Below are 12677 nucleotides of genomic sequence, written 5' to 3'. Positions count from 1 at the left end.
TTCTTCTGCAAACTCAAAGAGTTCAAGCGCATCGCCATGCGCGCCTGCAAAACCGATCTAAGCTTCTCCGCAATGATCTACCTCGCCGCAGCCGTCATCAACTCGCGATGAATCCCCACAACCCCTAGTCGCTATCGGGCACGCATGGCGCGGGCCGCGCGGCCTTGCGCGCGATACGGGTGGTGGCGAACTCCTCGGCGGTCAGCGCCGCCGACTTGTCGCTGTCGGCCGTGGCGAAGCGCTCGCTGGTCTTGACCGACCATTCTTCGAAGCTCAGCCGGCCGTCGCCATTGGCGTCGAGCTTCGCATAGGCCTTGCGCCGGGTCGCGAGGAACTCTTCGCGGGCGACCTTGCCGTCGCGGTCTTTGTCGTAGCGCAGGAAGCGCTTCTCCTCGCGGGTCTTTTCGGTCGCGGCGGGCGGCTCGGTCAGGGTGCCGGTTTGCGCCGCCGCAGCGGGCGCAGGCGGCGCGAGCGGAGGGGTGGCGCCGAGTTGCTGCCACAGGACCAATCCGCTGCCCGCGAGCAGCAGCGCGCCGACGCCGCCGGCCAGATATCGCCACATTGGGTTTCTCCCCCCTGGTTACGGGAGGATATTAGCGCCCGGTAAGCCGATAAGCGAGAGCCCGAAGCAACCGTTTTGGCGCGCCCTGCCGGCGGAGTCTGTCCGTCGGCATCGCAGCGTCGATACGCGCCAGCACGACGAGCAGCCCGAGCGGCCGCAGCACTGCCGGCCAGCGGGCAATCCCAATATCTTTCAAGGCCATGGCGGCGCGGTCACGGGCGAATTGGCGCGCGGCGGGATTGCTCAGGCGGTGGCCCAGATCGGCGAATGCCCAGCCCTCACCGGCGCGGGCGACATCGTCGGGTGTCGCGCCGAGCAGCCGCGCGGCGAGCGCGAACAGACGGGCGCCGCGCTGCTCCGCATGGGCGGCGATCTCGGCTTCGCCGGGCTCTTCGCTGTCGAGTAGCGCGGCCCAGCCTTCCTCGATGCCGGCGACCGCTTCACCCGGCAGTTCGGCGGTAACCAGCAGCTTCGCGGCGGCTTCCAGCAGTGGCTCGGCGGGAGCCTGCGCTTCGGCGTCATCCAGCTTCGCAAGGGCATCGCGCCACCACAGCAGGCGCATCGCACCGATCGCCGGTTCGCGCGCGGCGGCGACGATCGCGGCCATGCGTTCGTCGATCTGCCATAGACAAGCGAGCGCGGCGCGCGTTTGCGGCGGCGCGTAGGTCAGGGCGAGCTGGCGTTCGGGGTCGGTTAGAATGGGCGCGTCAGGCGGTCTGGTAGAATTCGCCATCGAGATGCCGCTGCAGCGTGTCGAGCAGAGCCCCCCGCGTGAAGGGTTTGCGCAGCAGCTCATATTGGCCGCCATAGCCGGCAGCGAGTTCCTCGCTGAAACCGCTTACCAGCACGACGGGAAGATTGGGCCAGCGCCGGTTGAGACGGCGCGCGAGCTGGACCCCGCTCAGGCCCGGCATGACCACGTCGGTCAACACCATGTCGAACCGGAGATCGCCTTCGCCGGCGATCAGCAGCGCTTCTTCCGCCGATCCGGCCTGGGTGATTTCCAGTCCCAGATCCTCGAGCATCATGCAGGTGATCTCGGCGATCTGGGCATTGTCCTCGACGTAAAGCAGACGGCCGGCGAGCTCGTCACTCCCCTTCGTCGGAGGACTCCGCCTGACGCCAGGCATATGTTCATCGAGCATGTGCCGTCTCCCGAGTCGAGCGCGACTCAAGGACACCTTTACCACAGAATCTTAACGTTCCCTTCCGCAATACTCCGTAGCGGCAGGGGCCTCTTACGGCTTAATCCTTGTACATCACGGACTTGGCGGCCGCGACGACATCGGAAACCTTGAGCAGCGCGGCCTTTTCGAGGTTCGCGGCATAGGGCATCGGAACGTCCTCATTGGTCACGCGGCGCACCGGGGCGTCAAGGTCGTCAAAGCCTTCCTCCATCGCGATCGCGATGATTTCGGAGGCGATCGAGCAAACCGGCCAGCCTTCCTCGACCACCACCATGCGGTTGGTCTTCTTGAGGCTGGCAAGGACGGTCGCCTTGTCGAGCGGGCGCAGCGTGCGCAGGTCGATGACCTCGGCGTCGATGCCCTCGGCTTCGAGCTGCTTGGCGGCTTCGAGCGAGACGCCGACCCCGATCGAATAGCTGACCAGCGTGACATCCGTGCCGGGGCGGGCGATCCGCGCCTTGCCTATCGGCAGGACATAATCTTCGATGTTCGGCACGTCGAAGCTCTGGCCGTAGAGCAGCTCGTTTTCGAGGAAGACGACTGGATCGGGGCAACGAATCGCGGCTTTGAGCAGTCCTTTGGCGTCGGCTGCGGAATAGGGCGCGATCACGATCAGGCCGGGGACGCTGGCATACCAGGGCGCATAATTCTGGCTGTGCTGCGCGCCGACGCGGGCCGCCGCGCCATTAGGGCCGCGGAACACCACCGGGCAACGCATCTGGCCGCCCGACATATAATTCGTCTTCGCCGCCGAATTGATGATGTGGTCTATGGCCTGCATCGCGAAGTTGAAGGTCATGAATTCGATGATCGGTTTCAGTCCGCCCATCGCCGCGCCCGTGCCGATGCCGGCAAAGCCATATTCGGTGATCGGGGTGTCGATCACCCGCTTTTCGCCGAACTCGTCGAGCAGTCCCTGCGTTACCTTATAGGCGCCCTGATATTGCGCGACTTCCTCACCCATCACGAAGACGTCGCCATCGCGGCGCATTTCCTCCGCCATCGCATCGCGCAACGCTTCACGGATCGTCGTCTTGACCAGTTCGGTGCCCTCGGGAACCTCCGGATAGTCGCTCGTATCCGCGACCGCGGCCACCAGATCGCGTGCGCCGGTCTCCACTTTCGTCTGCTTGCCGCCTTCCGGGGCGGGGATATCGTCGTTCTTCGGGGCCTCTTCCTCCGCCTTCGGCTGTGCCTCGGCTTCGGCTTCAGCCATGGGCGCAGGCTCGGCCTTAGCCGCAGATGCGTCGTCGCCTTCCTCGGCGATGCGCGCGATCACCGTACCGACCTTCACGCCTTCGCTGCCCTCGGCAACCAGGATTTGCGCGATCGTGCCTTCGTCGATCGCCTCGAACTCCATCGTCGCCTTGTCGGTCTCGATCTCGGCTAGGATGTCGCCGGACTTGACCGCGTCGCCTTCCTTGACGAGCCATTTTGCGAGCGTGCCTTCCTCCATCGTCGGGGAAAGCGCGGGCATTTTCAGATCGACTGCCATCTCAATATTGTCCCACCAGCACGTCGGTATAGAGTTCGCCGGCCTCGGGCTCGGGCGACTGCTCGGCGAAGTCCGCCGCCTCGGTCACGATCGCGCGGATATCCTTTTCGAGCTTCTTGAGCTCGTCCTCGGTCACACCCACCGCTTCGAGTTCGCGCTTGAGGTGATCGATAGGATCGGACTTGTCGCGCACCGACTGGACCTCGTCACGCGAGCGGTACTTCGCGGGATCGGACATCGAATGACCGCGATAGCGATAGGTCTTGAGTTCGAGCAGGATCGGCCCCTTGCCGCTGCGCACCCAGCGGACCGCTTCCTCGGCCGCGCCGCGCACGGCGAGCACGTCCATGCCGTCCACCTGGAGGCCGGGAATGCGGAAGCTCTCGCCGCGGCGATACAGCTGGTCTTCGGCCGACGAGCGGTTGACGCTCGTGCCCATGGCATATTGGTTGTTCTCGATCACGAAGATGATCGGCAGCTTCCACAGCTCGGCCATGTTGAAGCTCTCATAGACCTGACCCTGGTTCGACGCGCCGTCGCCGAAATAGGCCATCGCGATGCCGCCATCGCCGGCATATTTATGCTTGAAAGCAAGGCCGGTGCCCAGGCTCACCTGCGCGCCGACGATGCCATGACCGCCATAGAAGCGATGCTCGATCGAGAACATGTGCATCGATCCGCCCTTGCCGCGGCTGATACCGGCCTCGCGTCCGGTTAGTTCGGCCATGATCAGCTTGGGGTCGATGCCATAGGCCAGCATATGGCCATGGTCGCGATAGCCCGTGATCACCGAATCCTTGCCGACTTCCAGAGCGGACTGAAGGCCGACCGCGACCGCCTCCTGCCCGATATAGAGATGGCAGAAACCGCCGATCAGGCCGAGGCCGTAGAGCTGGCCGGCCTTCTCCTCGAAACGGCGGATCAGCATCATCTGCCGGTAGAATTCGAGCATTTCCGCCTTGGTCGCGTCGTACCGCTGGGGCTCGTTCGGCCGCTCGCGGTTGGAAACGGGGGGCGGTGAAGCCGCCTTCTTGGCTGGTGTTGCTTTCGAAGCCGCAGCCTTGGGGGCGGCAGGCTTGCGCGGTGCTGCTTTCACGGTTGCGCGCGGCTGTGCTGGTTTCGCCAAGCGGACTGCTCCTTGTCCCGGGGAGGGGGGTGTTGGGCGCTTATAGGCTTCGGCCCGCGCGGATTTCAACGCGTCGCGGCGGCAACCCGCTAATTTAGTTGCGCGCTAGTTTCGCGGAATGATGATTTCGTCGGGGCGCACCTGCCCGGTCGAGCGGCGCACCAGTTCGTCACCGAAATCTGGATCGACCTTTGCCGGATCGAGCAGGTTCGCGTGGTGACGCAGCCGGTCGCGCATCGCTTGCGTGCGCTGCAGTTCCTCGCTCTTCACCTTCAGAGTGCTTTTATAGCCGCCCAGCGCAAGCAGCCCATTGGGGCCGACCAGCGCCGCGCTGGCGAAATAGCCGATGATGAGAATCGCCACTGCCGGCAGCGCCGCATTGCGGGCCATCTGGAAAAGGGGGACGCGATTCATCCAAAGACAGAATCACTGATGAGTCACGCAATCAAGCCTTTTCGCGCCCTTTGGTGCTGGAATCCCGATATTTTTCGGTGCGCGGCGTAACGATCGGGAGTTCGATTCGCGGCCTGACAGTTGGAGCGGCACCACATCTTGTGGGTAAGTCGCCGATATGGTGGTCTTGGCGCGAGCTGTGGTGGCTGACGGTGTTGGCGAGCCGTTGGCGTGCTGGTTCGGCTGAAATGGGATGAAGCGCTTCGCCCTTTCAGAAAGCGCACAGGAAATATCGCGTCTGTGATCCACGTCATGAAAATTCACTGTCGTCTCAGTAATGAATGGTCTTGACGCTGGACCTGCCTGGCTTAGCTTCATGACAATCCAATCACCTTGATTCCGGGGCGGGGGCGTCCCAGTAACGAAGGTGCAAACCGGGGGTAAGATGTCGATATTGTACCGGGTGGCCTGCGCCGCCGTTCTTTCCGTCAGCCTGTTCGTTTCGGCCGGTGCGGCGTTCGCCAAAAAGGATCGCTCGCATCAGGCGGTGGATCTTGATCCCGATGCTCGCGGCATCGTTTCGGGCGTCGGTATCGAGGGGCAGGACCTCGGGCGGATGGCGGACCAGATGGTTCGCGACCTGATGGCCAATCCGGAGGTTACGAACCGGGCGACCCCGCCGCGGATCATCCTCGACAGTTCGGACCTGCGCAACCAGAGCTCGCAACGGATCGACAAGGACATCATTACCGACGAACTGCGCGGCAAGCTGATGAATGCGGCGCGCGGCAAGATGCGCTTCGTCAGCCGCGAGTTCATCGCCGCCGTGGAGCAGGAGCGCGCGCTCAAGCGCGGCGGTGTGGTCGACACCGGGACCACGGGTCTTACCCGCGCCACCGCTGGCGCCGATTACAAGCTGGTCGGCAAGATCACCTCGCTCGACAGCCGCAACAACGACACGGGCATGCAGGAGCGGCTGACCGTGATTTCCCTCGAAATGCTCGATCTCGAATATGGCACGCTCGTCTGGAACGGGACGTACAAGATCCGTCGGGCCGGGGCCGACGACGTGGTTTATCGCTAAGCTGACACCGAACGGGGGTTCGATGAACATGGTGAAATGGCTCGCGACCGGGGTTGCTGCGGCATGTCTGATATCGGTGATGACCGTTGCGGCTCAGGCGCAGTCAGATCCGAAGGCCGATGCCGCCGCCGCCAAGGCCGAGGCCGCCGCCGCCAAGGCCGCGGCGAAGGCGCGCGCGAAGCAGGTCGCGGCGTGGAAGGCGCAATATGGTCCGGGCCCTTATCCGGACGAGATGGATGCCTATCTCGCCAATCGCGAGGAGAAGCTGCGCGAATATTATCGCGTGCTTTATTATGACGGCGAACAGAATGCCGTGCTCAATTTCGAGCGGCTGGGTCTGCTGGCGATGGAGCTCGGCTATTATGCCGATGCCGAAAAAGCGTTCGACGGCGCGCTCGACCGGATCGAGGCCTTCTACGGCAAGGACAAGCAGGCGGCGAAGGCGACAAGCGCCACCCGCCTCGAAGTGAACAAAGACTTCAAGGGCGAGCCCTATGAACGGGCGATGGCCTATTATTATCGGGGACTGCTGTTCCTGCGGAAGGGCGACTATGACAACGCCCGCGCGATGTTCAAATCGGCCGAATATCAGGACACGGTGTCGGCGGACGAGACCTATCAGTCCGATTTTGCGTTGCTGACCTATTTGCAGGGCTGGGCGTCGCATTGCGCCGGCGACAAGAGCCAGGCCGTCGACAGCTTCGCCGAAGCCGCGAAGATCGATGCGAAGCTCAAGGCGCCCGGGCCGACTGATAACCTGCTGGTCCTCTCCGAACTGGGCAATGGCCCGGTCAAGGCGACCGATGGCCAATATCAGGAGAAGCTCGTCTTCCGTGAAGGCGGTGGTTACACCGAAAATGGTGCGATCGTGACTCTCGGCAGCGGCAAGAGCACGCGTGCCTGGCCGCTGACCCCGGCGGCGAATCTCTACACGCAGGCATCGACGCGCGGTGGGCGCGCGATCGACGGCATCCTCAACGGCAAGGCGCAGTTCAAGGCGGGCCTGGAAACGACCAGCGCGCTTGCGACGACCGTGGGCAGCACGGTCGTACAGCAATTGGGCGGCAACATGCTCTATGCCCAGGGTGCGGGCATGTTGCTCAACGCCTTCTCGAAGACGGTCCGGCCGACCGCCGACATTCGTATGTGGGATAGCCTGCCCGCCAGCATCTCGATCGGCACGACGCGCTGGGGCGCGGCGGCAGCGCCCGCCAAAGGCAAATCAAAGGGCAAGAAGCCGTCGGTGGCGAAGGCGGTTGCCACCGCCGCCGCTGCGGCATGGGCCATGCCGTCGGTCAGCATGACCTATCGCAAGGACGGTGGCGCGCTCGGCCTTGTCGGGATCAAGCCGCTGACGGCAAGCGCCGGCAGGTGCGGCATCGCCTGGTCGCGCTCGCGCAGCGTCCAGACGCTCTCGCCGCTCGCGCCGGGCGGCAACGCCAAGGTCGCTGCCCAGCGCAAGCAGGACAAGGCCGTGTGGGCCAAGGACGAGGCGTTCCGCGCAACCCTGCGCTAGTTGCTTTTTTTGGGAGACGGTTGATGAGAACTTCACTGCTCACCGCGATCGCTGCCGGGGCGCTGCTTGCCGCCTCCGGACAGGCGCGCGAGAACCGGCCGGTCAAATGCGATATCGGCGACGCCAAGCGATCGGTGTCCTCGGGTGGGCCGGCGCTGGTCGCCAACGTCCCCTCGGCGATGACGCCGATCGATCTCAACGCGGTTCAGATGACCGACAAGAAGCTCGCCAACAGCGTCGTCGTCGAGGCGATGTTCGCGCGACGCACCGAGACCAATTCGGTCGAGGTGATCACCCGCTTCGTCAACTGCACGAAGAAGGTGGTCGAACTCGATGCCCGCTCTTCCTTCATGGATGCGGATCAGGTGCCGACCGAGGATTCGACCTTCTGGAAGAAGGTGATCCTCCAGCCCAAGGCCACCGGCGTGTATCGCGGGCTGTCGATCGGCCGGGACGAGGTCAAATATTATCTCGTCGAGGTCCGGACGTCGCAGCCATGAGCCGGCTCGCCATGATCGGCGCAGGCTTCGCGGCGGCGTTGCTCGCCGCTGGTCAGGCGCAGGCGGGGCAGGATATCCCGCCGCCGCGTTCGATCCGCCCGATCCAGCCGGTCTTCGCCGCCGCCCCGCCCGTCGGCATCGCCGCGCCGCACCGCTGGCGCGAGACCCCGCCGGTGATGCAGGGCTGGTCGTCCGATCGCCACGTCGCCGTTGTCGGTTTCGACCGGATGAGCGCCTGCGAAGAGGACGACAACGGCTGGGCGGGCGATAGCGACGAATATGCCGAATTCGAGGGCGGCGACATCTTGCCGGAATGGGAGCCGATGCGATGAGCATTGCCATGAAGACGACGGCCGGGCTGGCCGCCGCCCTGCTGCTGGCTGCCGGCGGCGCGGCGCAGGAATATCGCCAGGGCATGCCCGAGGTCCTGCAGGCGCCGCCGCCGCCGCCGAGTGCGGGCCAGGTCAACGCCGCTTCGGCGAGCGCCTTCCGTTCGGCCTATGCCCGGCGAAAGAGTCCGCGCATGGTGGTGTTCTGGAACCGCCAGCTGACTGACTCGCTCTCGACCAGCTATGAGGAATGGTCGCGCTTCACGCTCGCCGATGGCCGCGTGATCGACAAAACCGAATATTATGACGGTTCCACCACCGTCGCCGGCCGTGGCGTCGAAGCCGAATATCGTTCGGGCCGCTCCGCCGTCACTGCCGATGGCGCACGCGAGGTCGGCCTGCCCGAGCGTGCCGACTGGCGCGCGGCGCAGGGATTCAACCGCACGATGCTGTCGGGTGGCGCGCGGCTGATCGATCGCACGCTGATCATGCGCTCCACTGCGCTGGGCAAGGGCGTCGACCGTGGCGATGCCCAATCGGTCGAGATGTCGGCGCTGATGGGCAAGGCCGAATTGCTCGTTGAAGTGCTCCAGACGTCCGATGACGATGCGCCGAGCGGTTACACCTTCCGTGTCGATGTGAAGGATATCCGCAGCGGCACGCTGCTCGCCACGGTCGTCACGCAGGGTAATCCGCCGCCATCGGGGCCGGGCCGCTGGGTCGCCGGTCCGAACGGCTATCAGCGCGAACGGCCGCTGCCGCCATCGATCGATCAGGTCGGCGCGCGGATCGCGGCCGAGGTGATGCAGGCGCTGGTCGCCAGCTGGGGGTAGAACCGGCGGCGTCCGCCGCTATAGGCGGATGCCGTGTCGCATCGTTACGCCATCGCGATTGGATCGAACCGCCGCCATGGCCGTCATGGCGCGCCGGCCGGCGTAGTGCGGGCGGCGGTCGCGGCGCTCGGCGATGCGGGGGTGAGGGTGATAGCCACCTCGCCGATCATCCCGACGCCGGCTCTGGGACCAGCCGGCAGGAGCTTCGCCAACGCGGCGGTGATCGCCGAAACCGACCTCGATCCGCCCGCGCTGCTCGCGCGATTGAAGACGATCGAGGTCGCCTTTGGCCGCCGCCGTGGACGGCGGTGGGGCCCGCGCGTGCTCGATCTCGATATCATATTGTGGTCGGGCGGGTTGTGGACGGGCGAACGACTCGTCATTCCGCACCGTAGCCTTGAGCAGCGGGACTTCGTCTTGCGCCCGTTGGCGGCGATCGCTCCGGGCTGGCGGGTGGGGACGGGCGCACGGACCGTGCGGCAGGCGCGGGCCCGGCTTATCCGTCGAGCGGGTTGACCCTGGCAGCCGCGCCCAATAGGGAGGCGGCGTCGGTGGGTCCGTAGCTCAGTTGGTAGAGCAAGCGACTTTTAATCGAGAGGTCATGGGTTCGAATCCCATCGGACCCACCAGGCATCCTTGCTTCCCGATATCGCAATCAGTTGATGAACAGGCCCGCGACCTGGCTGATGGCGAACCACAGCGCGCCCGAGGTGATGACCGCGGCGACGAGATAGGCGTGGGGCGGAAGGCGTTCGACCATGTTCTCGATTCCCTGAACTGCTGTTGCGACTCCCATGCTCGATTTGTGCGAACGTCACCATAGGTGGGAATCGGTCGGGATGACCGCCTCGACCGGTCGATAAGAGCGGGCGATCCCACAATTCATCCATAATAATGGCGATTTTTCGTAGTTTCGCGATGCTTAACCCTAGCTCGTTACACCCGCTTAACGGCGCGGTGGCTAGACCAAAGTCGTACGAGAAGCGACTAAAGGATCATGTCATGCAGAAGCTCGTTAACATTTTTCGCGACAGCCGTGGCGCGACCGCCATCGAATATGGCCTGATCGCAGCCCTGATCGCCGTTGCCGCCATTACCGCGATGACCGCGCTCGGCAACCAGCTCACCACGACGTTCAACAACGTCAGCACCAATATGAAGGCCTCGTAAGAGACCCTCTCAGCAGCTTCCGCTGCCCGGGCCGGCTGCGTATCCGCCGGTCCTGGCCAAAAGGCGGCGGTGGGTTTGATCCAGACTTGGATCGATCCGCCGCCGCCGCCCGGAAGCAACTGTGATATATGACAGCGGGACGCGCGTCGGGGTTGCCCCGGCGCGGCGCGTTCCCTAACTGTTCACGGGTGACTCAGGACGCTCCCGTACCCGAACCCGGCTATTTGCGCGGGCTGAACCCGCCGCAGCGTGAAGCGGTTCTCACTACCGAAGGGCCTGTGCTGGTCCTGGCGGGTGCGGGCACCGGCAAGACCGCGGCGCTGACCGCGCGGCTTGCCCATCTCGTCGCGACGCGCCGTGCCTGGCCGTCCGAGATCCTTGCCGTCACCTTCACTAACAAGGCTGCGCGCGAGATGCGCGAGCGCGTCGGCCGGCTGTTGGGCGAGGCCGTCGAGGGCATGCCCTGGCTCGGGACCTTTCACTCGGTCGCGGCACGGATGCTGCGCCGCCATGCCGAACTGGTCGGTCTCACCTCCAGCTTCACCATCCTCGACACCGACGATCAGCTGCGCCTGCTCAAGCAATTGCTCGCCGCCGCCGATCTCGACGAGAAGCGCTGGCCCGCGCGCCAGCTCGCCGGACTGATCGACCGCTGGAAGAATCGCGGGATGACCCCGCTCGATATCGACGCGGGCGAGAGCGAGCTGTTCGCCAATGGCCGCGGCGGAGAATTGTACCAGCAATATCAGGACCGGCTTCGCGCGGTGAACGCCTGCGACTTCGGCGACCTGCTGCTCCACATGCTCGTCATCCTGAAAAGCCATCGGGATGTGCTGGCGGACTATCAGAACCGTTTCCGCTATGTAATGGTCGACGAATATCAGGATACCAATAGCGCCCAATATCTCTGGCTGCGCCTGCTCGCGCAGGAGCGCAAGAATATCTGCTGCGTCGGTGACGACGATCAGTCGATTTATTCGTGGCGTGGCGCCGAGGTGGCGAATATCCTGCGGTTCGACCGAGACTTTCCCGGCGCGACGGTCATCAAGCTCGAGCAGAACTACCGGTCGACGCCCCATATCCTGGCGGCGGCGAGCGGGCTGATCGGGCATAATGGCGGTCGGCTAGGCAAGACGCTGTGGACCGAGGAAGGCGAGGGCGAGAAAGTCCGCATCGTCGGTATCTGGGACGGACCCGAGGAGGCTCGCCGCGTCGGTGACGAGATCGAGGGGCATGAGCGCGGCGGCGGCAAGCTCGACGATGTGGCGATCCTGGTGCGCGCCCAGTTCCAGACCCGGGAGTTCGAGGACCGCTTCATCGCGATCGGTATGCCTTATCGCATCGTTGGCGGCTTCCGCTTCTACGAGCGCGCCGAAATCCGCGACGCGCTGGCCTATCTGCGTGTGATCAGCCAGCCGGCCGACGATCTCGCCTTCGAACGGATCATCAACACGCCCAAGCGTGGGCTTGGCGACAAGGCGGTGGCCAAGCTCCACATGCTGGCCCGGGGCGAGGGCATCCCGCTGACGCTCGCCGCCGCGCGCATCCTGGGCACCGACGAGCTGACCCCTCAGGCGCGGCGCGCGCTTGGCAATCTGGTCGGCGATATCGCCCGCTGGCGCGATCTGCTCAGTCAGCTGCCGCATGCCGAACTGACCCGTCAGATATTGGAGGAGTCGGGCTATGTCGCGATGCTCCAGAATGAGAAATCGACCGAAGCCGATGGACGGTTGGAAAATCTGAACGAACTGGCGCGGGCGATGGAGGACTATGAAAACCTCCCCGGCTTCCTCGAGCATGTCAGTCTGGTGATGGACAATGACGCCGACGCCGATGCAGCGAAGGTCACTATCATGACCATCCATGCCGCCAAGGGCCTCGAATTCGGCACCGTCTTCCTGCCGGGGTGGGAGGAGGGCGTCTTTCCGTCGCAGCGGTCGCTCGACGAAGGCGGGCTGGCGAGCCTCGAGGAGGAGCGCCGGCTCGGTTATGTCGCAATAACCCGGGCGCGGCGGCGGTGCACAATCCTCCACGCCGCCAACCGCCGCATCTACGGACAATGGACCTCGTCGATCCCCTCGCGGTTCGTCGGCGAACTGCCACCCGCGCATGTCGAGGCGGAAACGACAATGTCGGGCGGCGAGTCGCTGTGGCGCGCGCAATGGTCCGAACATGCCGATCCCTTCGCGCATGTCACACGTGGCGCCGGGCGCGGCCCGGGCTGGCAGCGGGCGACCGCGGCCGGTGGCCTCGGCAAACCGGCATCGGCTTCACGCGTGGTCGAGGCGCGGGCGTCGGCGGTGAGCTTCGCCCAGCCTTCGCGCAAGGATATTTCACTCGGTCAGCGCGTTTTCCACACCAAGTTCGGCTATGGCGCTGTGGTCGAAATCGAGGGCAACAAGCTCGAGATCGACTTCGAACATGCCGGGCGCAAGCGAGTGCTGGACAGCTTTGTGAGCCTGCCCTGAGTTATTTCTACTAT

General features: G+C 64.7%; 15 protein-coding genes, 1 tRNA gene and 1 pseudogene. 10 read left to right on the top strand and 7 right to left on the bottom strand.

The features are described 5' to 3' along the window. Nucleotides 1–111 (top strand): annotated as a pseudogene (locus tag WP12_RS26140) (IS5/IS1182 family transposase); the annotation flags it as partial. Nucleotides 112–124: 13 nt separating this feature from the next. Here the strand turns inward: WP12_RS26140 and WP12_RS22775 are convergent. The 7 genes from WP12_RS22775 to WP12_RS26135 all read right to left on the bottom strand — a co-directional run bounded on the left by WP12_RS22775 (nt 125) and on the right by WP12_RS26135 (nt 5087). Then, on the bottom strand, nt 125–562 hold the full coding sequence (locus WP12_RS22775; RefSeq protein ID WP_046195931.1) for an EF-hand domain-containing protein: 438 nt from the start codon (nt 560–562) through the stop codon (nt 125–127). A gap of 31 nt (nt 563–593) precedes the next feature. After that, complete coding sequence (locus tag WP12_RS22770) at nt 594–1295, bottom strand: squalene/phytoene synthase family protein (RefSeq protein WP_046195930.1); 702 nt, start codon at nt 1293–1295, stop codon at nt 594–596. Further along, a complete protein-coding gene (locus WP12_RS22765) occupies nt 1270–1707 on the bottom strand; it encodes a response regulator (RefSeq protein WP_084691306.1) in 438 nt (145 codons plus the stop codon). Before WP12_RS22765 ends, WP12_RS22770 begins: the two co-directional genes overlap by 26 nt. Nucleotides 1708–1807: 100 nt before the next feature. Then, entirely contained in the window at nt 1808–3244 is a 1437-nt protein-coding gene (locus WP12_RS22760) for a pyruvate dehydrogenase complex E1 component subunit beta (RefSeq protein WP_046195929.1), read from the bottom strand. A 1-nt stretch (nt 3245) separates the two neighbouring features. Beyond that, a complete protein-coding gene (pdhA, locus tag WP12_RS22755) occupies nt 3246–4340 on the bottom strand; it encodes a pyruvate dehydrogenase (acetyl-transferring) E1 component subunit alpha (protein WP_046195928.1) in 1095 nt (364 codons plus the stop codon). A 135-nt stretch (nt 4341–4475) separates the two neighbouring features. Further along, the gene (locus WP12_RS22750; protein ID WP_046195927.1) at nt 4476–4784 is read right to left on the bottom strand and encodes an FtsB family cell division protein; all 309 of its coding nucleotides are present in this window, start codon (nt 4782–4784) and stop codon (nt 4476–4478) included. Nucleotides 4785–4796: 12 nt separating this feature from the next. After that, a complete protein-coding gene (locus WP12_RS26135) occupies nt 4797–5087 on the bottom strand; it encodes a hypothetical protein (protein ID WP_235399291.1) in 291 nt (96 codons plus the stop codon). A 121-nt stretch (nt 5088–5208) separates the two neighbouring features. Here WP12_RS26135 and WP12_RS22745 point away from each other — a divergent pair, with 121 nt between their 5' ends. From WP12_RS22745 to WP12_RS22705, 9 genes are all read left to right on the top strand, one after another. Beyond that, on the top strand, nt 5209–5847 hold the full coding sequence (locus tag WP12_RS22745; protein WP_046195937.1) for a membrane protein: 639 nt from the start codon (nt 5209–5211) through the stop codon (nt 5845–5847). A 22-nt stretch (nt 5848–5869) separates the two neighbouring features. Continuing rightward, nucleotides 5870–7363 carry a hypothetical protein gene (locus tag WP12_RS22740; RefSeq protein WP_046195926.1) on the top strand — a complete coding sequence of 498 codons (1494 nt, stop codon included), beginning with the start codon at nt 5870–5872 and terminating at the stop codon, nt 7361–7363. 23 nt (nt 7364–7386) lie between these two features. Then, a complete protein-coding gene (locus tag WP12_RS22735; RefSeq protein ID WP_046195925.1) occupies nt 7387–7863 on the top strand; it encodes a hypothetical protein in 477 nt (158 codons plus the stop codon). Then, complete coding sequence (locus WP12_RS22730) at nt 7860–8195, top strand: hypothetical protein (protein ID WP_046195924.1); 336 nt, start codon at nt 7860–7862, stop codon at nt 8193–8195. The genes WP12_RS22735 and WP12_RS22730 overlap by 4 nt, the downstream gene beginning before the upstream one ends. Before the next feature lie 8 nt (nt 8196–8203). Further along, on the top strand, nt 8204–9025 hold the full coding sequence (locus tag WP12_RS22725; protein WP_235399290.1) for a hypothetical protein: 822 nt from the start codon (nt 8204–8206) through the stop codon (nt 9023–9025). A gap of 33 nt (nt 9026–9058) precedes the next feature. Beyond that, entirely contained in the window at nt 9059–9541 is a 483-nt protein-coding gene (gene folK, locus WP12_RS22720) for a 2-amino-4-hydroxy-6-hydroxymethyldihydropteridine diphosphokinase (protein ID WP_046195923.1), read from the top strand. A gap of 37 nt (nt 9542–9578) precedes the next feature. Then, nucleotides 9579–9654 (top strand) — tRNA-Lys (locus tag WP12_RS22715). 373 nt (nt 9655–10027) lie between these two features. Further along, nucleotides 10028–10195 (top strand): Flp family type IVb pilin, encoded by a 168-nt coding sequence (locus WP12_RS22710; protein WP_046195922.1) that lies wholly within the window; start codon nt 10028–10030, stop codon nt 10193–10195. Nucleotides 10196–10323: 128 nt separating this feature from the next. Then, entirely contained in the window at nt 10324–12663 is a 2340-nt protein-coding gene (locus WP12_RS22705) for an ATP-dependent helicase (protein WP_084691305.1), read from the top strand. The last annotated feature ends 14 nt before the right edge of the window (nt 12664–12677 follow it).

This window comes from Sphingomonas sp. SRS2, assembly GCF_000971055.1.
Classification (GTDB): Bacteria; Pseudomonadota; Alphaproteobacteria; order Sphingomonadales; family Sphingomonadaceae; genus Rhizorhabdus.
This window is presented reverse-complemented; position numbering and strand designations above follow the sequence as displayed.